This window comes from Vibrio sp. Vb0304, assembly GCF_033338995.1.
Classification (GTDB): Bacteria; Pseudomonadota; Gammaproteobacteria; order Enterobacterales; family Vibrionaceae; genus Vibrio; species Vibrio alginolyticus.
In genome coordinates this window covers 379,315-399,507 of sequence record NZ_JAWOTT010000002.1, presented here as the reverse complement: position 1 = coordinate 399,507, position 20,193 = coordinate 379,315, and the positions used below count along the sequence as shown (strand labels likewise).

Below are 20,193 nucleotides of genomic sequence, written 5' to 3'. Positions count from 1 at the left end.
AGTAATGTTGGCGGGCTTGGCTCGTTACCTTGTGGAATGCTGAACAAAGACGCCATCGTAAAAGAACTTCAACTTATCAAGCAGGCAACTAACCGACCGTTTAACCTCAATTTCTTTTGCCATGAAATGCCGGAGTATGACGCCAACAAGCACGAAAAGTGGCAAAAAACGCTGCAACCGTATTTTTCCGAGGTTGATGCAACCGTTCAGGCTCAGCCAAACGCTCCGACAAGGATGCCTTTCAATCATGATATTGCTGACGCGATTGAACCATTTGCACCGCCAGTGATCAGTTTCCACTTTGGTTTGCCAGACGATGATCTGTTAGCTCGAATTAGAGGGTGGGGAGGGAAGATCCTTTCGTCAGCGACCACGGTGGACGAAGCACTTTGGCTAGAAGCAAAAGGCGTTGACGGTATTATCGCCCAAGGCTTGGAGGCTGGTGGACACCGAGGTATGTTTTTATCGGATGATTTAACTACTCAATTAAGTTTGATGGCGTTATTACCACAAATCGCCAAACGGGTGAATTTGCCCGTTATTGCTGCAGGCGGAATCGCTGATAGAAGTGGGGTGGAAGCCGCGTTGAGATTAGGAGCGAGTGCCGTTCAAGTTGGCAGCGTCTATTTGTTGTGTGATGAGGCGAAAACATCGTCTTTACATCGATATGCCATTGCCAGTGAACGCGCGCAACATACCGCAGTGACCAATGTTTTCTCGGGCCGACCAGCGAGAGGCATTGTGAATCGCGCGATGTCGGAGCTAGGCTACATCAGTGAGTTTGCGCCGAAATTCCCATACGCCTCCATTGAAATGGCTCAACTAAGAGCGCTTATGGAAAAGCAAAACCGAGATGAATTCACACCGTTGTGGTGCGGACAAAACTCGTCGGGTTGTAAGGAAATATCGGCGGCAGAAATGACATTGTCATTAGTGGAAGGCATCGATTTAAACTGATATGCATCTTGCCTTTTAAAGCGATGCTGACCGAATGGTTACGAGTTATCCCTGTATTTATGTAGTAAATCTAATGGGATGTGGCAGTAATCATTCGGAAAGTTTGTGAGTCTGTCTTGGTGCTCATCATCACTTGGCACATAATTTGTGAGTGGCATTACTTCTACGGCGATCTTGTCGGCGTCCGGTCGTGCTGCGATAAACGCTTTCGCGATGGTGAGATGCTGTTCGTTTTGGCTATAAACACCAGTACGGTACTTCTCACCTACGTCTTCACCTTGCTTGTTAACGCTGTAAGGGTCGATTATCTCAAACAAATACCCCATTAAAGTTTCAACCGAAACTTGCTCAGCATCGAACTGGGTTTTCACGCACTCTGCGTAGCCATCGTATTCGGATTGAGTGTTATCCGTTGTGCCATTTGCTCGCCCGGCTTCTGTGTTGATTACGCCCGGAAGGTGGCGCATAAATTCTTGCACGCCCCAAAGGCAGCCGCCTGCGAAGTAAATTTCTTCCATTACTTTTATCCTAGTCTCTATCGTTGTTGGGATGTAGGGAGTTAACCCCTCTTCTTCCATCCCATTTTCGTTGCCCTATTATCTGTTGATGGGAGCGATATTCGCAAGGTACAGCTTGGCTAATCAGACCACGCGTTTTTTCCTTTTTACTTTCAAGTTCTTTTCTTATGAAACATCAGGTGAGTATACTGTAAGCTCATCAATAAGGAGCGAACCTGTGAACCCAAGACAAAATGAAATCCTGCAATTAGTGAACGACCGTAAACGCGTTCAAGTCACAGAGCTTTCTGACATCATTGGCGTGTCGGGTGTGACCATCAGACAGGATTTGAACTTTCTGGAGCAACAGGGCTACCTAAAGCGCGTTCACGGCGCAGCTACCGCGTTGCAAAGTGATGACATTGATGCCCGCCTAGAAGTACGTTTCGATATTAAACAATCGCTCGCAAACCAAGCTGCGGATTTGGTCGCACCGAATGAGACAGTGCTGATTGAAGGAGGCAGTGCCAATGCGTTGTTGGCTCGGACATTGGCTGAGCGCGGCGATGTGACCATCATTACGCCATCGGCGTATATCGCCCATCTCATCCGTAACACTTCTGCCAACATTATCTTGCTTGGTGGCGTGTATCAGCACCAAGGCGAGAGCTTGGTCGGACCGCTGACTAAGTTGTGTATTGAGAACATTCATTTCAGCACGGCCTTCTTGGGTATTGACGGCTTCCATCAAGACACTGGCTTTACTAGCCGCGACATGATGCGCGCTGAGATCGCAGAAACCATCATTGCGAAAAAAAGGCGCAATATTGTTCTAACGGATTCTAGTAAATTTGGGCAAATTTATCCCTCATCAATTGGTAAGACTGACGAAATATCAGTGCTGCTGACTGACAAAGCCGCTCCGAAAAGCGACCTTGAACAAATCAAAAAGCGAGGTGTGGAAGTTATATTAGGCTGATTAAGCCACGCTTCGTTTTCGCTTCGCGAGCATTGCTGTTGGGGAGAAACCGGTGACTAGCATAGTGCCGCTAAGCACTAGAATTGTTCCTATGATGGTGTTAGAGCCGACGGGCTCATCTAGCACCAAGTAGCCCCATAAGATACCAAAAACAGGAACAAGAAAAGTGACAGTCAGTGCTGACGCCGGGCCGATATCAGAAACTAAGCGGAAATAGAGCAAATAAGCGAACCCTGTGCATACAACGCCGAGCGTGACAACAGAGCTCCATTCGAAATGACTTGGTTCTGCACGCATTGGTAAGAATGGTAGCAGCGGCAGTACCCAAATAACCGCCGCCCACATGCTGCCGTGAGCATTGTCAAAAGCAGGTACTTGTGGCGCATTTTTAGTGTAGTTGGTAGCAATGCCATAGCTGAAAGAAGCCATCAAACTGGCGGCAATAGGGAGCATGGCTTCTTCACCTATGGTTGAAGTATCTAAGCCGACCAAGACTGCAACGCCTCCAATGCCTATTAGCATACCGAGAACAGATTTCGCTGTGAGTGGGCTGCGGTACCAAACAAAGCCAACTAGTGCTCCCCATATTGGGGCGGTTGAGTTCAATATTGCTAAAGTTGATGCATTCAGTGTCTGGGCTGCGTACGCAAAGAGTAAAAATGGAACTGCGCTATTGAATAAGCCAATAATAAAGAAGTGTTTAGTATGCGCAGTTAACGTGAGTTTCTTCTTCAAATATACGGCGATCAATAACAAAGCGACGGCGGCAAATGTAACTCGAAATTCGATTAAGTAAGCCGGCCCGAATGTGTTGGCGGCGACTCGCATAAACAGAAACGAGCCACCCCAAATAGCAGCGAGGCAGAGTAAGCGAAAAAAACTGACGGCAGTCATTTGACATCCTTGGTCGAGGTCTAGCGCCTCATCGATTAATTGTTGCGCTAACAGTGAATTAAACCAAGGATGAGGTCAACCAGAAATGTAATGCCAGTTCCGGATCTGGCTAGCTTGGGCTCACGTTGATGGTGTGTTGTTGATTTGTGATGACTTAATGGCTCTCTGACCATACTGCGAATTCATTTCCACTCGGTTCAGTGAAGTGGAATCGACAGCCGCCGGGGAATTCGAAAATAGGGCGGATAATTTTTCCACCATGCAGCTCTACTTTTGTCTGAGTGGCCTGAATGTCTGAGCTATAAAATACTAAAAGTGCGCCACCATTTGCGGTTTGGTTTATAAACTCAGATTTGAAGAATCCGCCATCCAACCCTTGTCCTGAAAATGCAGAATATTCTGGGCCATAATCGGTAAAGCTCCAGTCAAAAGCACGCTCAAAAAATTGTTTGGTCGCACTGACATTAGTGGAACCAAATTCAACGTAATTCAATTTTTCATGTTGATGCATGGTGAAATCCTTCTCGGTTACTATCGTTTCTAGGCGAACTTTTCTACGATGATGTCGTCCGCTTTTTCGACAAATAATGCGCCATTATCTCTGAGCTCTGTCAGCACATTCTCTACATTATCAGGCAGCACCGCACGAGTTGAAGCAAGATTAACTACCACATTGTAGCCAAGTTCCAGCGCTTGCATGACGGATTTTTTCACGCAAAAGTCTAAGGCAAGGCCACCTATAACTAAGGTATCAATCCCGTTGAACTTTAGAAATTCATGCGCGCCTGTCGTTTTGGTGTCGGCAATATCATGGAAAAAAATACCGTAAGGGTGTGCGTCAGGATCCATACCTTTATTAACTTGAAAATCATAGTCCAACACGGGTGGTAAGCCATCTAGCAGCTCAGAACCTGTTGTGCCAAGCACACAGTGACGGTTCCACTTTATATCCACATTCGGTAAACCAACGGGCTCAAGCATATTGGATGGCGATTCTGCATCCCACTTTGCTTTTGGTGGGTGTAAGTCACGACTGACCAGTTTTAATCGGCCTTTGGCATGATTGTTCAAAAGCTCCGGTACGATTTCCAACGCACCTGCAACGGGCAGTTCATTTGGACATAACTCACTAAAGCCTTTCTCTGGATCAACGTCGATCACTGCTGTAGTTTGATAGTTTACTCGAACAGTCATGGCAGACTCCTTGTCTGTCTGATTGTCTGCGTTTATCCACGCAAACAGTTTTGAAAAAAGGTTACTTCGTCGCTAGTCAGCGTATATACCATTGCGGGTTTTCCACCTTTGCCTTTGTTGGTTGAAGCGACTTTATTAGTGGGTTTTAGTACGCCTGAATCTATCAAGCGGCGCTTAATCGTCATTCGGCTGATATCAATACCAAACTCTTGATAAGCAGAAATGATGTCCGCAACCAAAAACTCTTTGTCTAATGCAAACAAAAGAACCGATGTGTATTCAATGGATGCACGAAGCTTTTGCCACGCTTTTTCAATGGTTTTTTGATGATCAAATGCGAGGGTTTCTTCTCCATTGAGAATAGCCTGTAGCGAAAACCATTTAAGTTGGCATTCCGGTACACCTGCATTATTTATTTGCTCTACATTGTTACGATCAACTAAGGCGTAGTGCGTAATGTTTAAGCTCCAGTCTTCTGGATCGCGTTTTGGATCACCGTCGATAAACGCTTCGCTAAAATGGCGAGGGTAGGTATGGATTTTCTCACGGCAAATTCGGCGACGCGCCGCTTCAAAGTTTTCATCGGCCGGGCGTCCGCCTTCACTGGTTAAGTCTTTATCAAAGACAAATCCGCCCGGTAGTGCCCAGACTCCATGGTATGGCCGATTTGGATTTGAACGTTTAATCAACAACACTTCCAATCCCTTATCGGCACAGCCAGATAGCCTGAATGGAATAATGTCGACAGATACGATCATGGTTGGGTCCTAATATTGATTTGTAAGTAATCTAGCGCATAACAAGTGGTCAATCAATGGGTAAGTAACGAGTTGTTAGAAACGTTTTCGGTAGTGTTCTTAATACGGTTTGAGCATAAATTCACGGATGACTCTGACTTATTCACAATGCTTGCTCGAATTCTAGACAAAAAAACCTTATAAAAATGAGTGGTTAGTAACAAAAGTTGACAAACTATAGATGGGTGTTTATTGTTTACGCAAATTAGTTAGTAACAAAAAGTTATATACCCAGGAAGGGCATGTAGAAGGGCACCTAATGACCACCAAACTATTTTCTTCCCGCATCATTCAAAGCGCTTTGGATTTCGATGTCTACAAAGTCAATATGATGAGCGCTGTAACAGCGCTTTACCCTGATGCGATGGTGTCATATAAGTTTATCGTGCGCAGTGAGGAAGACCTCTCTGAGCTTTTGCCTGAGGTAAAAGCCGAAGTCCTTAAACTGCAAGATATTCAATTTACGCAAGAAGAAATTGAATATATTAAGCGTGTCGCGCCTTACCTGAATCCTGACTTTGTTGATGCACTGCGCCATTTCCGTTTCAACCCACAAAGTGATGTCTCTTTCCATAATAAAGCCATGGCTGATGGCTCAAGCCAGTTAAGAATTACCATTAACGGTTTGTGGCGAGATACCATCTTGTACGAAACGATCATCATGAGCATCGTGTCTGAAGTTCGTAGCCGTCAGCGTTGGTCAGATATCCCTGTTGCGCAATTTACCACTGTTTTAGAAGAGAAAGTTCGGCACCTAAAGTCGGAACTAAAACGTCGTAAAATCACTAACTTTAAATTTTCTGACATGTCGACGCGTCGACGTTTTTCCTTCCAAGCTCAGCGCACTATGCTGGAATATTTGTGCCAGGAAGTGCCGGAATGTTTGACAGGAACAAGCAACTATCACTTAGCAAAAGAGCTAAACTTGACGCCTATCGGCACGGTTGCTCATGAATGGTTTATGGGACACCAAGCTCTGGTGAATGTGCGAGATTCGCAAAAAGTGGCGTTGCAACGTTGGCAAAAAATGTTTAATGGTGCACTAGGTATTGCGTTAACCGATACGATTGGTATCGATGCTTTCCTTAAAGACTTTGATGAAGAACTAAGTAACGCGTACTTCGGCGTACGTCACGATAGTGGTTGCCCTTATAGCTGGGGTGAAAAAATGATTGCACACTACCAGTCGCTGAATATAGACCCATTAACAAAAACACTGGTGTTTACCGACGGACTTAACTTCGAACAAGCGTTAGATATTTGCGAGTATTTCCAAGGACGTATTCAGGTGAGTTTTGGTATCGGTACTTTTCTTGCCAATGATATGGGTGATTATGTCAATAAAGATGGTGAAGCCTACCAACCACTTTCTATCGTGATAAAAATGGTCACGTGCAATGGTTCACCGGTCGCCAAAATCAGTGACGAACCTGAGAAAGCCATGTGTGAAGATATCTTCTTTTTGATGAATCTCAAGCGCCGCTTTGAACAACCTCTTGATTTAAATGAGTGTCGTAAAATGATTGATCGTTTAGAAACTGAAGGTCAAAATTATCTCATCGACGCGTAGGCGTTATCCTCTCTCCATGATAAGCACCCTCTATCGTTACGACAAATTTATATAGGTAAACGTGGAGGGTGATTTCGTTATAGTAATATACAGAAGTAACCAGATACAGCGCAGGAAAGCACTCGAAAATTGATGTGTTATCTGCCTTTGATTGGTGTAAATCGATACGTTACAGCATCGTGGACGGCGTATCTTTATCCGACACTAAACTCAGTCTAATCACGTAGTTTGTTCCCACGTACCATGAGCTCACTCGGGTATAGGCGTCTATCTGCTTTTATGACTTTGGGCTTCACGTAGTTGCTTGAATCAGGAGTCAAAATGAACCTAGTAGTACATTTGCAAAAGAAAGCGATCCGAAAATATGGCTATGAGATGGCCACTCGCCAAGCATGGAAGTGTGGTATCAAGGCAAATCTTGTAAAGCGCGTGATTGGCCTTTTTAAAGGACAAATTGTTTGTGTGGTTGAAGGTTGCCGAGCAGAGTTTTCTTCTCCTCTTAATAACCCCCTTCACGAAGATGACAAGCAGGGGCGATATGTGTTTGTTGGCGGTGTATGCTGGGAACCAAATAACATTATAGCGCCTGGTTTCCCTGATTTTATGTTTATGCACGTGCGTAATCTAAGCCACCGTCATAAGTATTTAACGGATGACGAACTATTTTTGAGCTTGGCTTAAAAATAAATCTCATAGACTAGTTCAGCCCAATCATAATCAGTAGTGATACAGTTTTAGCTCTGTTGACACGTTGCTGAGTGTTTCTTGACGTATCTTTTATAAAACAGTGTTTCTTTACTTGTTAATGACAGAGGGTTTGTTTTCGTCTGATGTGATTTCCCTTTTGCGATTTACCATAACGCTCATCAAAGCAAACCATACTGGGATGTAAATCATGAATATGAAATCTATCGCAATTGCAACGGCAGTTGTTGCTGTACTAGCAGGCTGTAAAGACAAAACGCCACCAGCTCCAACTCAAGCAAACATTACTTTGGTTGAAGCGGTGACTGAAACGGTGAAAAAGCCGCACCAAGTATGTAAAGACGTGGTAGTAACCGAGCAAGTTGCCCCTGCGGATGACAATAAAATTATTGGTACGGTTGGTGGCGCAGCAGCTGGAGCAGCGCTGGGCAACCAAATCGGTGGTGGCTCAGGTAAAGTGATTGCAACTGCAGCTGGTACGATTGCTGGTGCACTGACAGGTCGTAAGATCCAGGAGAATGTGCAAAAAGGTGATGTAGTAACAACGACGAAAAAACAGTGTCATACAGAATATACGACATCTGATAAAATAGTGGGTTACGACGTCACTTACGAAGTTTCAGGTGCACCAACGACGGTTCGTTTGGCGAGCAAGCCAGCGACAAAAACGTTCCCAATTCAAGATGGTAACGTTGTTCTACCACAATAGTTAGCGACTTAACCGAAGCGATTAACAAGCCCTTTTATCTTTGAGATGAAAGGGCTTTTTCACATAAGCGGCGTTTTCATCTGTTTTCCTATTGGAATGTGCGGCCAGAAATACCCGTTAATTTCCGCGTTCGATACAATCACTTTTCTAAAAGTACGAACGGAAAAAACATGGAAGATTTTTACCTGACCGAGCACGGTTTGGCTGGTTATTTCGAAGCGCAATGGTTCGACAAGTTCATTGAGGATCAACAGATTGAGATGATAACCAGTCGCTCAAAACAAGTCCCACTTTCTTTTTTGTCATCACCTCACTGCTCCCAAGTTGCTGATTTTATTGCGCAGGCGGTAATCGAAAGCAGCGTTCAGCCGTATTCCCTACTTGAGGTTGGGGCGGCGCTGGGAAGAAATTATTATGAGTTAGTGCAACGCTTACCTAACCTTAGAGAAGCGACGCTTGTGGAGCCTTCAAATAGGTTAATGGATGGCTTGAAGCAACTATTAATAGAAGAACAACGCGTCGAGCTTACTTACCTTCACGATGTGAACACCTTAAACACTTTAGAGGTAGAGAATAGAGATATCGTACAGAAATGTGCTCATGTTGATTTGACGCTAATTAACCAGCCTTTTGAGCTTGATACTCTCCAATCTCGCTTTGATTTAGTCGTATGTTTAAATGTGATTGATCAATGTGAGTCGCCACTTAGCGTGATCAATGCTCTAAAAAAAACCACCAAGGTGGGTGGGCTGATCGTTGTCTCTTGCACTTATCAGTGGAACGCGAAACACATCAAAAATAAAGAAGAGGCGGTTGATGATATCAAAGAATACTTTGCTGAAGGCTGGCGTCTAGTGTCGGAAGCCGAGCATGAATATCGCATCCGGTTTAATGATCGCTTTACAAGGCAGTTTTTATCTCACGTAGTCGCTTACGTAAAAAACGATTAGAGCCACATAAAAAAACCGAGCACTTACGGCTCGGTTTTTTAGTCTTTGGGCTAGAGCACAACTTTAAGTAACGTGCGCTTCTTGTTGCTCTTGCAACTTTTTCTTACGACGTTCTCGTTTAGAAAGCCAAACCAGAGGCACAACAATCATAATGGTTCCTATTGCCATAAATATATCTGGCACTTCTCCAAACCAAATCAATCCCACAAACACGGCACCAATTAAGCCACTGTATTCAGCGCTGGCAATTTTGTTGCTATCGATCGAGCGGTAAGCGATGACACATGTTGCTGCATAAATCATGATGAACAGACTTGAGCCAGCAGCAACAGGGAAAGCACTCCAGTCCCAAGGTTCTGCTTCGATCAGAACAAGCAAGAATGCTACTGGAATACCTGCCAAGTTTGTCATCAATAATGTTTGCATCACAGACTGATTTTTTGGCAGTTTTCGAATGAGCAAGTTATTGATTGCTAAAGTAATTGCAACAACTAAAGCTGAAATTGCTGCCCAATCGATTTGGTCTGGACGAATGATGACTAACACACCGGCAAAGCCCATTATCGCTGCGGCGACCGATTGCTTAGACAACTGTTCTCCAAAAAAGATTGCTGCAAGTGGCAACATGATCAATGGCGCGGCGTAAAAGATCGCGTTCGCAGTTGCGAGCGGTAAAGATGAGATCGCCAAAACCATGAATATTGCACCAAGTAACCATACGTGAGCGCGAACAGCATGCCACTTAAACCCTTCAAGAAAAGGCGCATTTTTTGTTAGCAAGTAGACTGGCAGCAGGAAAAGCACCGCTGAAATTTGTCGGAAAAAGACAAATTGAAAAATAGGCACTTCATTTCCGACACTTTTAATTAAAGAGTCCGAAAGCACCGCAATGAGATTTCCAACAATTAATAGCAGCATCGCTGCTCCGACCGATGTAACTTTCACTTTTTCCTCTCCTCTTTCTTTGCCAAAGAGTAGGTGATGTCATAGGATGAAGTGAAGTGATATTTATTAGTTTAAGTATGAGATTTTTAGATGATGAAATTGCCACCACTCAGAGCGGTTCACTGTTTTGAATCTGTTGCCAGAAACTCTAGCTTTTCGCTTGCTGCTGAAGAACTCAATGTGACGCAAAGTGCCGTTAGCCACCAGATACGATTATTAGAAGATTACTTGGGTGAATCATTATTTATCCGCCAAGGCAGAAAGCTCTCTTTGTCCGATACGGGCACCCGCTATTTAGAGGATATTAGCCCAGCAATTAGCTCAATTGCGATGGCCAGCCAAAAGGTGCGAGAAGGGGACAAAGGCAGCATACGGTTGGCGATTTATAGCTCGCTTGCCGTAAAGTGGCTTATTCCGCGTTTGTCTGATTTTAAGCGCTTACATCCAGAAATCGACCTGACACTCAATATGGTCGTTGGTGATCCTGAACAGACAGACAGCGTTGGCGATTGTTTTATCACGGTAGAAAAGCCAAAGCGAAACTACATGTCGGTAAAGTTATACGCGGAGACGCTGTATCCGGTCTGCAGCCATAAAATTTGGAAAGAGTTGCAAGATCAACCGATTCCAGAAGCGCTTTGGCGATACCCTATTTTGTCGACAGACTCAATTTATCGAGAGAGAGGAAAAGATTGGGCTGAGTGGTGCAGAGCGGGCGGTTACACCTTGCCGAAAGATGTCGATGTTCAACATTTTAGTCATATGTTGTTGGCAATAGAGGCGGCGCGTTATGACCAAGGCATCGCATTTGCGAATGATTTTATGCTCAATGAAAGAGATAAAGCGCACGATTTGGTGTACATCCCTTCTCATGGATTGGAAACCGGAGATAGCTTTTATTTTATTCATAAAAAGAGTCGAGCCAAGCAAGCGGAAATCATCAAGCTCACTAACTGGTTGAAGCAGCAATGCTTGTGAAATGACTAAATTGTCAAAACTAAGAAAGAAAGTGGCAAAGTTGTGTCTAAATATTTCATGTTTTATTGAGTTTTTATTCATTAACATCCACTTGGTTTTGAAACCAAGTGAAATGGATAGCATGGCATGCTTAAGGATGGGCAAAACACAACCTCAATAATTAACAGGCAGTGAAATACAATGTTTAAAAAAACATGGCTAATGACAGCCCTTCTAGCAACATGTTCTGTTGCAAACGCAGCTCCTTACGTTGGTGCATCTGTAGGTCAAGCATCGTTTGGTGATGTTAATGGCTCTATCAATGGTGGTGGTACTAACGCTAGCACTAAACTTAAACTTGAAGATGACTCAAGCCTTTCAGGCAAAGTATTCGGTGGTTACAAATTCAACGAATACATTTCTCTAGAAGCAGCCATTGGTGGTTACGATGCTTTAGACGGCAAAGTTGTTACTGTTGGTGATATGAAGTATCTATCGATTCAGCCAAAAGCGACTCTACCGATTGGCGATCGTTTCAACCTTTTTGCTAAAGCTGGTCTTTCTTACTTCAATGCTGAATTCAAAATTAGCAACTCTGTGATTGACGGTAGCGCAGGCCATACCACCATTTCTGACAGCACTGTAACAGGCATGTACGGTTTAGGCGCAGAGTTCGCTATTACTGAAAACTTTGCTCTACAAGTTGAATGGGAATACATGATGCCTGAGCTAGACATTGCGAAATTTGGCAATGAAAAAGTAACGGTTGATGCAGACATCAATGTATTCTCTGTAGGTATGAGCTACCGTTTCTAAGAATACTTATTCAAGTTACCTCTTGGCTTAGTAAACGTTTGTGACTTCTGTTGGTCGAGCTGAGTCCAAGATTTGAATTTGTTTAGATATAGCACAGGAAGTTTAGTTGCTAAGCGTCCTGTGCTATTTTTTTGCTTTGGAATAACTCTTAGGAATCTTTGTGAACGATGTCAATCTTAGGTATCTGGATCTACTGTTAAAGCACTTTGAACCTCACCAGTATCACCTTGTTACGCTTTCTGAGCTAGAAGCGGTGATTTGCACGTCGAGGCGCAATGTTTCTATTGTGATGAAAAAGCTTGCCACTTACGATTGGGTCGATTGGCAACCTGCGATTGGCCGAAGTAACGCTAGCCGTCTCTGTATTAATATTTCCCTCCAACAAGCGATGACCGAGTTTTTGGTTGAGGAGCTTGGCAGAGGAAGAATGAACTCAATAACGAAACTTATTGATTGGTTCGGTCAAACCGCGGTTAGAGCACTGACTATCGCTTCTGAAAAAGTGAATCGATTGAACGAATCAAATAACGCTATTTTGATTTCTTCTTACCCTTGGGTATCCAAAATCGACCCTGCGAATACTTACCGTCACACTGAATTACACGTCGCGAAAAGCGTTTATGACGTATTGCTGACCCAAAATTCCAATGGTGGTATCGAGCCATCGTTAGCACACGAATGGAAAATGGAAGGCAAGGTAATGACGTTATGGTTGCGGCCAGGCATATATCGCCATGATGGCGAGCCCCTTAATATACAGGATGTGGTTTGGAGTATAGAAAGACTTAGGGAGATAAAAGGACCAGTTCACGAGCTCTGGCAATGCATTGATAGCGTGGTTGCAGAAACATCTAACTGCTTAAAAATCATATTGAAGTATCCGAACAAGTTGTTTCCATACATGCTAGCAACTCCTCATGCGTCTATTCTGTGTCGAGATGTCGTCTCTTTCGGTTCTAGTTATTCCTACCACATAGGGACTGGGCCATTTAAAATCAGCGGCTGGAACCAGGAGAGTATGACTCTTGAAGCGCACAAAGAGTATTTTTCAGCACGCGCATTGTTAGATCAAATAACGCTGTCTCATGGTGATGTTAAAACCTTAAATATGTTGAGCTTTAACCAAAGCTCCGATCACGTTGAAGTGGAAAAAATTAGCGCATTTTCATATCTGACCTACCGCGAACGCGCGGAATCCCAACTCACAAAAGAGACTTGGTATCAACTCGCTGATTACATCCATGTGCAAAAGCGAATTTATGATGCGCCAAGTGCCGTTGACAGCATTCAGTTAGAGACTTACGAGCAAGATTTATCAATAACAGATGGTGGTGTGATACCTAAACTGAAAGGTAAAGTGGTATTAGCTGAACCTGTCTGGACGATACCGAGTTTAATTCGTCATTCCGAATGGTTGCACAGTGTGATTCGTGCAACGGGATTGGAGTTGGAGGTCATTGTTATTGATGACATTAGTTTTCCTGAGGTAGTGTCTCACCAAGCAGACTTGCTCTTCATTGAGGAAGTCATGGAAGCACCATTTGAATATGGCATCTTCGAATGGCTGTCGATAGCAACTGGACTGCGTTTTAGTTTTGATCAAAGCCAGATGCTAAGCCATAGAGAAAAGGTTCGCAGGGCGATGGCAGATGATCACTCGCTACAGTCTTTATTAAACCTAGAGAAAGCGCTGCGCGATCAGTACCTATATTTGCCTTTGTTTGTTGGCTACGAAGAAGTGACAAAAACACAGCAAGTGCGAGGTGTGCAGGTGAAGAATACAGGCTATAGCGATTTACATAGGTTATGGATTGCTCATTCACACTAGAGTCTGTGTTCAAGATTATGCAAATGTCCAACGCATAAAGCCATCGAAATGATGGCTTTATAAGGGCGTATCGGATTAGAAGTTGTACGACACACTTGCGCCAACAACCCATTGGTTTGCACTATCAACGATAGATGAGTCGCTGATACCGCTGCCTAGGCGCGTGTATTGTGTCATTTGGCTTACTTGCCAGTTGTCGTTGATTGGCATAATAAGTTTGTAGCCCACACCATAGCTTACCGTTGAATCACCTTTGTATGCTTTGCGGTTTGCGTTTGCTTCGCGTTGTTTTACACCAAAGTAGTAATCTACGTAGTCTTCACTTTGATAAGTTAGGTTAGCAAAAGGAACAAAATCAACACTACCGAATTTCATGATGTGGAAGTAAGTCGCGCCCGCTAAGTAACCTTTGTAAGCACCGCTGATATCGTGCTGAAGGTATGTAGAAATGACGTTGTTTTGATCCAGTGTAAAGTCTGTGTTTAAACCTAGATCGACGGCGAAACGGCGTTTATCTGTGCCTTTCAGGCTTTTCGCTGTATCACCGTCGCGCATTACACCACTACCTACAAGGTAGGCACTCATGTTGATTAACTCATTGGTGTTACCGAAGAAGCGGTAGTTAATGCCACTTAGGTCGGCATTAAAGTCGTCACCATGGTAACCACCGTTGAGAATTGGTGCTGTATTATGCTTTTGATCTTTGAAAAGATCGCTGCCTTGAGCCACACCAGCTTCTACGTTCCAACCGCCTTCGTTGTTGTAGATGTTACCGTTACGAATGTAAGTATCGCCAGCGAAAGCTGAGCCAGCAGCTGTCAGAGTAAGTAGTGCAATTAATGTTTTTTTCATCATTTTTCCGAGTTGTTCTGTTTTGTTTTGAACACTGTACAAAATGACGTTGTAAGCATCTATCGGCAAAGCGTATGGAAATGTAATGAACAATCAGGGTAAGAAGCAGAATGTTGCTTCAGAATAGAAAGGTTGCTGGAATAGCTTTCGTTAAAACAGCGAAAAAATCCGAGCTGGGGTGGCTCGGATTTGGGGTATTTATCAGGTATTGATACTAACTTCTTACTGTTTCGTTAAGTTGTATAGTGGTGCTAGGTCACCCGTTACTTTTTCGCCATTCATGTCTAGCTTCATAAGTACGTTTTCACCAACAAAGTATTGGTTTGGTGCATCTTCATTTGTCAACGTTACGATGCTGCCATTTGCGTCCCAAGTGAATTGACCTTCAGATTTTGATTGACCGTCTTCTTTGTCTTGGTAGCTTTCTTCAAGTACGTAAGTGCCATCTTGATTTAGTGTGATGGTCATATCGATACCAGCACAATCCGCGCAAGGTAGTGTTCCTTTGTAGGTGCCGTTCCAGTCCAGAGCACTTTGTGCGTTGTGTTCAGAGTCTACAAATGTCTCTTCAGTAATTACCTGTTCTTCTTCTACTGGTAACGTGTCAATTGTCTCAGTCGTAACGTCTGCACTGGTGGTGACTTCAGTTTCCGTTGCCTGAGGTACTTCAACTGCGCTTGTTTCGGCAGGTTTCTCATCTTGACAGCCTGCAAGAATGATTACCGCTCCTGTTAGTGCCAACATTGTCTTTTTCATTTTATCCCTCTTTAAATCAAGATTTTGTATGAGAGTAATAGTAGACATTTATCGAGGATTTGCGTCATCAAAAAGCAATAGAATGATCTAACTATGTCAATAAAACCGGATATGAGCATGAAATTGTCAGGAAAATCAGAACAATGTAAATGTTGCTTTGGGTATCAAGCTTGAGCCCACAGATAAATATCTAAAAAGGGGAGTGGGAGTGGGAGTGAGTTAATTGATAACAGCCCACATTGTTGTGAGCTGTATTATCAACATCATCTAAGAAACGTTATTGAAGCTTGAGCGTGAAGTGCCTCGTTTTGTGCTTCGTTGATCAGAAAACAGCTCCGCAATAACCTGACGATTTAATTCGCCTTTCAAATGGCCGTGCTCATCGATGACGGGCAGTGAATGTTCACACGACATGACTTCAGTCAGCACTTGCTCAATGGCTAAATGTGGAGAGATGATAGGCACCTCTTCATAGATATCATCACGCCAATCTGATATATGAGTTAACTTCGCTGCGTTTAGCAATCCTTGCTGTGTTATCACGCCTTGATAGCCTGCATTGGTCTCATGGTAGGCATAATCACGTTTAACACGTTTCATTTCACTTAGTGCATCTTCAATGGTTTCAGCGCGAACACAGTACGAAGGTGGCTGCATCAGTGTTTCGACTGTCAGTGCTCGCGCTCTATTGACGTCTTTTACAAAGGCTTCAACGTACTCATCGGCAGGATGCAGTAAAATTTCGTCTGGTGAACCTTGTTGGACAAGTTCACCGTCTTTAAGAATCGCGATGCGATCGCCAAGTCGAAGCGCTTCATCTAAATCATGAGTAATGAAAATAATGGTTTTGTGCAGCTTCTGTTGCAGCTCTACCAGCTGATCTTGCATTTCGCTCCGAATCAGAGGGTCCAATGCTGAGAAAGCCTCGTCCATCAACAGTATTTCGGCGTCGGTAGCCAGTGCCCGTGCAAGGCCCACACGCTGTTGCTGTCCACCCGATAGTTGAGCAGGATACTGGTGCTCATAACCCGTCAGTCCAACGGTTTCTAACCATTCATTTGCTTTTTCTAAGCGCGCCTCTTTATTCATTCCCTGAACTTCCAAACCATATGCGATGTTGTCGATAACAGTGCGATGAGGCAGCAAGCCAAAGCGTTGGAACACCATAGACATCTTGTGACGGCGAAACTGTTCAAGTTCTTTGTTAGAAAGTTGCATGACATCCACCCCTTCTACCAAAATCTGCCCCATGGTTGGATCGATTAATCGGTTGAAGTGGCGAATCATGGTGGATTTTCCAGAACCGGATAATCCCATAATGACAAAAATTTCACCCTTTTGAATTTGCAGGTTGATGTCTTTTAGTCCGACCGTGTGGCCCGTTTCCGCTAAAACCTGCTCTTTACTATGTCCCAACTTAACGCGCTCAATCACGCTATTGGGTCTGGTACCGAAGATTTTATAAAGACCGCTGATTTCGATAAGTGGACTAGTCATTTTTTGAATCTCCTAAATGAGCTTGAGTGCGTTTCGCATATGCTTGTGAAGCACGGTCAAAAAGGATTGCTAGGGCGACAATTGCTAAACCATTGAGAAGACCAAGAGTGAAATATTGATTGGTAATAGACTTTAGAACAGGCTGACCTAAACCTTTTACCCCAATCATTGATGCGATGACCACCATTGACAGTGCCATCATGATCGTTTGGTTAATTCCCGCCATGATGGTTGGCATTGCAAGCGGAAGCTGAACCCCAAAAAGCCGTTGCCGAGTGCTGGCACCAAATGCGGTTGCGGCTTCCAATACTTCTTTATCAACTAGACGAATGCCCAAATTGGTTAAACGAATAACCGGTGGAATCGCGTAGATCACTACTGCGATAAGGCCAGGAATTTTCCCGATGCCCAATAACATCACAACTGGAATGAGATACACAAATGCCGGCATGGTTTGCATGACGTCGAGTAATGGTGTTACCACCGACTGAATGCGATTAGAGCGCGCCATAGCGATGCCGATAGGGATACCAAGTGCGATGGCAAGCATAGTACATACAGTGATGATACTGAGCGTGCGCATAGTATCTTCCCACATTCCAAAATAGCCAATCAGAATCAGCGAACCAAAACATGCAGCGGCCAGTTTCCAAGAGCGGCTAGCGGCATAAACGAGAGTGGTGCAGACACCTAAAATAATGAACCAAGGTGTAGAAATCAGAAGTTTTTCAAACCAGACAAGAAACGCCAGGAGCGGATCAAACAGAGACTCAATGAGTTCACCATACTCGCGAGAGAAATCTCTGTAGGCGCCGTCGAGTGTTTTGCGAATCGCCCTGAGATCAGAGGCATCCATTTCCGGGAATTCGCTGAGCCAATTTGAGTCAGACATATGTACTTCCTTTTTCTGATATACCTAAGCGCTTTCAAGAAACTTAATTTGGCAAGAAGAGTAGGGCACCTAGGCCAAGTAATGGTCGTTCGACAGGTTCTTTATCGAACGTATTACTCTTTAAGCTCAGGCGAATATCGTCAAACTTCTCTTTTTCGTTCCTTAGGTATACATCCTTTAAAATAAAACAATCATTAGTGTTCAAACTAATGATTTGCTTGGATTATAGTTTTTCTTCTTCAATAAAATGAACACATTAGCGTGTATTTGTATGAAAAATCTGCGCAAACTAACGTTTTTATTATCCGGTTAATTAGAATTGATCTTTTTGCTCGTTTGTCATCGAAATTTCTAAATTATTAGATGTCTAATTAATGCTGATGTATTACGTATTTGTCGTGTTGATTTTTGCAAACTTAGTTTATTGGCATATGCTAGAAATGTTATTGGCATATGCCAGTTTAAGGCGTAATTTGACTCTATGTTTTTGAGGGACAATGATGGCAAGACCAAAGATAGAAAGACGAATATGCGGACGTGCGGCTCACCATTGCTTTAAGCCCAATGGCATTCCATTTAATCAGTTGGAGCAAGTCGCCATATTACCTGAAGAGTTAGAAGCGCTACGTTTAGCCGACTTAGAGGGGCTTAGCCAGCAGCAAGCTGCGGAGCAGATGGGCGTTTCTAGACAAACTTTTGGTAACACAGTAAAAAGTGCAAGATTGAAAGTCGCAAAAAGTTTAGTTGAAGGTCATGCATTAGTTTTTCCGAATGAGGAGTCAAACTTATGATTTATGCTATTCCTAATGATGGTGAGCGGGTGGCAAACCACTTTGTAAAAGCACCATACATTGCTATTTATTCTGATACTGACGGTATGCTAAAAAACTTAGCGAACATAGCTTCTATGCCACAAGCGGGTTGTAATGCGAAGTCTCAGTTGATTCAGTCTCTAAAAGGGTACAATGTGGATGCTGTTCTTGTGCGAAATATCGGTGAACGTGTATTGGCAAAGCTACTTAGCAGTGGCACGCCAGTATTTAGGCTGTCTACTCGTAGTTCCTTGGAAGATGTGCTTGCGGTTCCAAGAGAGCCTTTGATTGAGCCCTCTCAAGGACGTCCATCAAACAATCATAAGAAAAGTGTTCACAAAGAAAAAGGCGGCTGCGGCTCCTGTGGTTGTGGTGGCCAAAAATCAAAACCCTCCTTGTTGGCAAGACCTAAAGCGCTAATCAAAGCGACATCTAGCCCTGCTATACTTAAGCTAGAGTCGATGGCTAATAAGGCAGGTTAATATGGTTTGGTTATTTACCTTTCTTGGTTTTCTCGCAATCATTTTGTTGATGTCACTTGGCGTCATTTTTCACAACAAGCGCATTCAAGGAAGTTGCGGCGGTTTAAACAACGTCGGTGTTGATAAAGTATGCAACTGCGAAACCTCATGCGCAGAACCTGAAAGGCGTTTATATCAAATCTCAGAGCCTAACTCATCACCTGAGCGCTAAGGCTTTTGGCCCATTGCGGCAAGGTTTGCCGAAACCAGTCCAAATACTTGCTGGTCTGCGGATTCTCTCTGGAGACCAGTATGTTGACTACCTCGACAACGATCCACGCTTTTGCTAGTCCGATATCGCGCGCCAATTCTGTTGTTTCACCTTTCTCTGCGCACTTTATATATTTGTCTGCTACGTTCAAGTAATTATCAAATGTGCCCATGCCCTCGATGAGCGGCGCTAAATCTATCGCGACATGCCCTGTAGAAAAGCGCTCCCAGTCGAACAGCACCAGCTCGCCATTTTGGCGCTGTCCCCAGTTTCCTGCATTGGTGTCTCCGGAGATCAAGTTCTGCCCATCGAAAAGGTGCGCCGATCGTTGTTGTAGCTGGTGGAAGAACTGTTCTGTCTCTGAGCCCAGTTTAAGTGTTGCGAGTGCTTGTTGAGTCGCTTGTGGTGTCCACTGGTGGCGGTGATAAACACCATCTGATGTTGGTGGAAGTCGGTGCAGTTTGACGAGTTGTTCAATGACTCGATCATCTTCAAGTAAGAATGCTTGCTCGACTGCGTGGGGAACGTATTCAACGTACAGAACGTTTTTCTGGTCGTCGAGTTGAATCAAGCGCGGTACGTGTATTCCAAGCGCGTTAAACTGCTCGGCATAGCGTTGATAAAACGCCACTTCTATTTGAGTAGGGTTACGTTTTTCTATTACTTGGACGCCATCTTTTTCGATGAGAAAAACTTTGGCACTGCCCATTTGGTTGAGTTCTTGTTGCGACACCGGACTTCCTGTCTTCATGTAGAGAGAGCTCACCTTAATCGCTGCACTCACGTTTGCCAATAGCCACGACAAAGTGCCTCAAAAATATTAAATGCAACTGTTTAAATATGATTTTGCTGTG

The 20,193-nt window shown here is 43.9% G+C and carries 23 protein-coding genes; 12 read left to right on the top strand and 11 right to left on the bottom strand.

The annotated features are described in order from the left end of the window. Positions 1 to 957, top strand: a 957-nt coding sequence (locus tag R7P35_RS06830) for a nitronate monooxygenase (RefSeq protein WP_318091893.1), incomplete at its 5' end; no start/stop codon positions are given. 38 nt (positions 958 to 995) lie between these two features. Here R7P35_RS06830 and R7P35_RS06825 read toward each other — a convergent pair. After that, positions 996 to 1,475: a peptide-methionine (S)-S-oxide reductase gene (locus R7P35_RS06825; RefSeq protein WP_213904401.1), complete on the bottom strand. Its 480-nt coding sequence runs from the start codon at positions 1,473 to 1,475 to the stop codon at positions 996 to 998. Between the two features lie 217 nt (positions 1,476 to 1,692). On the opposite strand from R7P35_RS06825, the gene R7P35_RS06820 reads away from it, so the two are divergent. Beyond that, positions 1,693 to 2,433, top strand: coding sequence for a DNA-binding transcriptional regulator YciT (locus tag R7P35_RS06820; protein ID WP_017635127.1), 741 nt, complete (start codon positions 1,693 to 1,695; stop codon positions 2,431 to 2,433). Here the strand turns inward: R7P35_RS06820 and R7P35_RS06815 are convergent, their stop codons facing one another. The 4 genes from R7P35_RS06815 to R7P35_RS06800 all read right to left on the bottom strand — a co-directional run bounded on the left by R7P35_RS06815 (position 2,434) and on the right by R7P35_RS06800 (position 5,279). Beyond that, the gene (locus R7P35_RS06815; RefSeq protein WP_005373960.1) at positions 2,434 to 3,327 is read right to left on the bottom strand and encodes a DMT family transporter; all 894 of its coding nucleotides are present in this window, start codon (positions 3,325 to 3,327) and stop codon (positions 2,434 to 2,436) included. A 154-nt stretch (positions 3,328 to 3,481) separates the two neighbouring features. Continuing rightward, a complete protein-coding gene (locus R7P35_RS06810; protein ID WP_017635128.1) occupies positions 3,482 to 3,838 on the bottom strand; it encodes a VOC family protein in 357 nt (118 codons plus the stop codon). A gap of 29 nt (positions 3,839 to 3,867) precedes the next feature. Further along, complete coding sequence (locus R7P35_RS06805; RefSeq protein WP_017635129.1) at positions 3,868 to 4,521, bottom strand: isochorismatase family protein; 654 nt, start codon at positions 4,519 to 4,521, stop codon at positions 3,868 to 3,870. A 32-nt stretch (positions 4,522 to 4,553) separates the two neighbouring features. Next, positions 4,554 to 5,279, bottom strand: coding sequence for an NUDIX domain-containing protein (locus R7P35_RS06800; protein ID WP_005373953.1), 726 nt, complete (start codon positions 5,277 to 5,279; stop codon positions 4,554 to 4,556). Between the two features lie 298 nt (positions 5,280 to 5,577). On the opposite strand from R7P35_RS06800, the gene pncB reads away from it, so the two are divergent. From pncB to R7P35_RS06780, 4 genes are all read left to right on the top strand, one after another. Then, positions 5,578 to 6,888, top strand: a complete 1,311-nt coding sequence (gene pncB / locus R7P35_RS06795; RefSeq protein WP_005373949.1) for a nicotinate phosphoribosyltransferase — start codon at positions 5,578 to 5,580, stop codon at positions 6,886 to 6,888. Positions 6,889 to 7,209: 321 nt separating this feature from the next. Beyond that, positions 7,210 to 7,569 carry a hypothetical protein gene (locus R7P35_RS06790; RefSeq protein WP_005373947.1) on the top strand — a complete coding sequence of 120 codons (360 nt, stop codon included), beginning with the start codon at positions 7,210 to 7,212 and terminating at the stop codon, positions 7,567 to 7,569. A gap of 214 nt (positions 7,570 to 7,783) precedes the next feature. Continuing rightward, positions 7,784 to 8,302: a glycine zipper 2TM domain-containing protein gene (locus R7P35_RS06785; protein ID WP_025768006.1), complete on the top strand. Its 519-nt coding sequence runs from the start codon at positions 7,784 to 7,786 to the stop codon at positions 8,300 to 8,302. Between the two features lie 170 nt (positions 8,303 to 8,472). After that, positions 8,473 to 9,252, top strand: coding sequence for a methyltransferase domain-containing protein (locus R7P35_RS06780; protein ID WP_053304617.1), 780 nt, complete (start codon positions 8,473 to 8,475; stop codon positions 9,250 to 9,252). Between the two features lie 63 nt (positions 9,253 to 9,315). Here R7P35_RS06780 and R7P35_RS06775 read toward each other — a convergent pair whose 3' ends face one another. Further along, a complete protein-coding gene (locus R7P35_RS06775) occupies positions 9,316 to 10,197 on the bottom strand; it encodes a DMT family transporter (protein WP_005373940.1) in 882 nt (293 codons plus the stop codon). Between the two features lie 93 nt (positions 10,198 to 10,290). Between R7P35_RS06775 and R7P35_RS06770 the strand changes: the two genes are divergently transcribed. The 3 genes from R7P35_RS06770 (at position 10,291) to R7P35_RS06760 (ending at position 13,798) form a co-directional block, all read left to right on the top strand. Further along, a complete protein-coding gene (locus tag R7P35_RS06770) occupies positions 10,291 to 11,175 on the top strand; it encodes a LysR family transcriptional regulator (RefSeq protein ID WP_005387224.1) in 885 nt (294 codons plus the stop codon). A gap of 180 nt (positions 11,176 to 11,355) precedes the next feature. After that, on the top strand, positions 11,356 to 11,970 hold the full coding sequence (locus R7P35_RS06765) for an outer membrane beta-barrel protein (RefSeq protein ID WP_005373936.1): 615 nt from the start codon (positions 11,356 to 11,358) through the stop codon (positions 11,968 to 11,970). A gap of 160 nt (positions 11,971 to 12,130) precedes the next feature. Then, entirely contained in the window at positions 12,131 to 13,798 is a 1,668-nt protein-coding gene (locus R7P35_RS06760; RefSeq protein WP_213904402.1) for an ABC transporter substrate-binding protein, read from the top strand. A 75-nt stretch (positions 13,799 to 13,873) separates the two neighbouring features. Here the strand turns inward: R7P35_RS06760 and ompV are convergent, their stop codons facing one another. From ompV to R7P35_RS06740, 4 genes are all read right to left on the bottom strand, one after another. Beyond that, positions 13,874 to 14,650: an outer membrane protein OmpV gene (gene ompV, locus R7P35_RS06755; RefSeq protein ID WP_206225810.1), complete on the bottom strand. Its 777-nt coding sequence runs from the start codon at positions 14,648 to 14,650 to the stop codon at positions 13,874 to 13,876. Positions 14,651 to 14,872: 222 nt separating this feature from the next. Beyond that, positions 14,873 to 15,406: a copper resistance protein NlpE gene (locus R7P35_RS06750; protein ID WP_005373930.1), complete on the bottom strand. Its 534-nt coding sequence runs from the start codon at positions 15,404 to 15,406 to the stop codon at positions 14,873 to 14,875. Between the two features lie 267 nt (positions 15,407 to 15,673). Continuing rightward, positions 15,674 to 16,903, bottom strand: coding sequence for a quaternary amine ABC transporter ATP-binding protein (locus R7P35_RS06745; protein ID WP_005387213.1), 1,230 nt, complete (start codon positions 16,901 to 16,903; stop codon positions 15,674 to 15,676). After that, positions 16,896 to 17,795, bottom strand: coding sequence for an ABC transporter permease (locus tag R7P35_RS06740; RefSeq protein ID WP_053304614.1), 900 nt, complete (start codon positions 17,793 to 17,795; stop codon positions 16,896 to 16,898). The genes R7P35_RS06745 and R7P35_RS06740 overlap by 8 nt, the downstream gene beginning before the upstream one ends. Before the next feature lie 500 nt (positions 17,796 to 18,295). Between R7P35_RS06740 and R7P35_RS06735 the strand changes: the two genes are divergently transcribed. Genes R7P35_RS06735 through nqrM form a run of 3 tightly spaced genes read left to right on the top strand, consistent with a single transcriptional unit; the run spans position 18,296 to position 19,300 of the window. Next, positions 18,296 to 18,586, top strand: coding sequence for a DUF134 domain-containing protein (locus tag R7P35_RS06735; protein WP_005373924.1), 291 nt, complete (start codon positions 18,296 to 18,298; stop codon positions 18,584 to 18,586). Then, on the top strand, positions 18,583 to 19,089 hold the full coding sequence (locus tag R7P35_RS06730; protein WP_053304613.1) for a NifB/NifX family molybdenum-iron cluster-binding protein: 507 nt from the start codon (positions 18,583 to 18,585) through the stop codon (positions 19,087 to 19,089). The genes R7P35_RS06735 and R7P35_RS06730 overlap by 4 nt, the downstream gene beginning before the upstream one ends. Position 19,090: 1 nt before the next feature. Beyond that, positions 19,091 to 19,300, top strand: a complete 210-nt coding sequence (nqrM, locus tag R7P35_RS06725; RefSeq protein WP_017635136.1) for a (Na+)-NQR maturation NqrM — start codon at positions 19,091 to 19,093, stop codon at positions 19,298 to 19,300. Here the strand turns inward: nqrM and R7P35_RS06720 are convergent. After that, the gene (locus R7P35_RS06720) at positions 19,278 to 20,090 is read right to left on the bottom strand and encodes an aminoglycoside phosphotransferase family protein (protein WP_206970393.1); all 813 of its coding nucleotides are present in this window, start codon (positions 20,088 to 20,090) and stop codon (positions 19,278 to 19,280) included. The genes nqrM and R7P35_RS06720 overlap by 23 nt on opposite strands. Positions 20,091 to 20,193 lie beyond the last annotated feature (103 nt).

Bases quoted from the DNA above. Each gene is read 5' to 3' on its own strand.
- R7P35_RS06825 (WP_213904401.1), bottom strand. From the start codon at position 1,475: ATGGAAGAAATTTACTTCGCAGGCGGCTGCCTTTGGGGCGTGCAAGAA.
- R7P35_RS06815 (WP_005373960.1), bottom strand. From the start codon at position 3,327: ATGACTGCCGTCAGTTTTTTTCGCTTACTCTGCCTCGCTGCTATTTGG.
- R7P35_RS06810 (WP_017635128.1), bottom strand. From the start codon at position 3,838: ATGCATCAACATGAAAAATTGAATTACGTTGAATTTGGTTCCACTAAT.
- R7P35_RS06805 (WP_017635129.1), bottom strand. From the start codon at position 4,521: ATGACTGTTCGAGTAAACTATCAAACTACAGCAGTGATCGACGTTGAT.
- R7P35_RS06800 (WP_005373953.1), bottom strand. From the start codon at position 5,279: ATGATCGTATCTGTCGACATTATTCCATTCAGGCTATCTGGCTGTGCC.
- pncB (WP_005373949.1), top strand. From the start codon at position 5,578: ATGACCACCAAACTATTTTCTTCCCGCATCATTCAAAGCGCTTTGGAT.
- R7P35_RS06790 (WP_005373947.1), top strand. From the start codon at position 7,210: ATGAACCTAGTAGTACATTTGCAAAAGAAAGCGATCCGAAAATATGGC.
- R7P35_RS06785 (WP_025768006.1), top strand. From the start codon at position 7,784: ATGAATATGAAATCTATCGCAATTGCAACGGCAGTTGTTGCTGTACTA.
- R7P35_RS06780 (WP_053304617.1), top strand. From the start codon at position 8,473: ATGGAAGATTTTTACCTGACCGAGCACGGTTTGGCTGGTTATTTCGAA.
- R7P35_RS06770 (WP_005387224.1), top strand. From the start codon at position 10,291: ATGAAATTGCCACCACTCAGAGCGGTTCACTGTTTTGAATCTGTTGCC.
- R7P35_RS06765 (WP_005373936.1), top strand. From the start codon at position 11,356: ATGTTTAAAAAAACATGGCTAATGACAGCCCTTCTAGCAACATGTTCT.
- ompV (WP_206225810.1), bottom strand. From the start codon at position 14,650: ATGAAAAAAACATTAATTGCACTACTTACTCTGACAGCTGCTGGCTCA.
- R7P35_RS06750 (WP_005373930.1), bottom strand. From the start codon at position 15,406: ATGAAAAAGACAATGTTGGCACTAACAGGAGCGGTAATCATTCTTGCA.
- R7P35_RS06745 (WP_005387213.1), bottom strand. From the start codon at position 16,903: ATGACTAGTCCACTTATCGAAATCAGCGGTCTTTATAAAATCTTCGGT.
- R7P35_RS06740 (WP_053304614.1), bottom strand. From the start codon at position 17,795: ATGTCTGACTCAAATTGGCTCAGCGAATTCCCGGAAATGGATGCCTCT.
- R7P35_RS06735 (WP_005373924.1), top strand. From the start codon at position 18,296: ATGGCAAGACCAAAGATAGAAAGACGAATATGCGGACGTGCGGCTCAC.
- R7P35_RS06730 (WP_053304613.1), top strand. From the start codon at position 18,583: ATGATTTATGCTATTCCTAATGATGGTGAGCGGGTGGCAAACCACTTT.
- nqrM (WP_017635136.1), top strand. From the start codon at position 19,091: ATGGTTTGGTTATTTACCTTTCTTGGTTTTCTCGCAATCATTTTGTTG.
- R7P35_RS06720 (WP_206970393.1), bottom strand. From the start codon at position 20,090: ATGAAGACAGGAAGTCCGGTGTCGCAACAAGAACTCAACCAAATGGGC.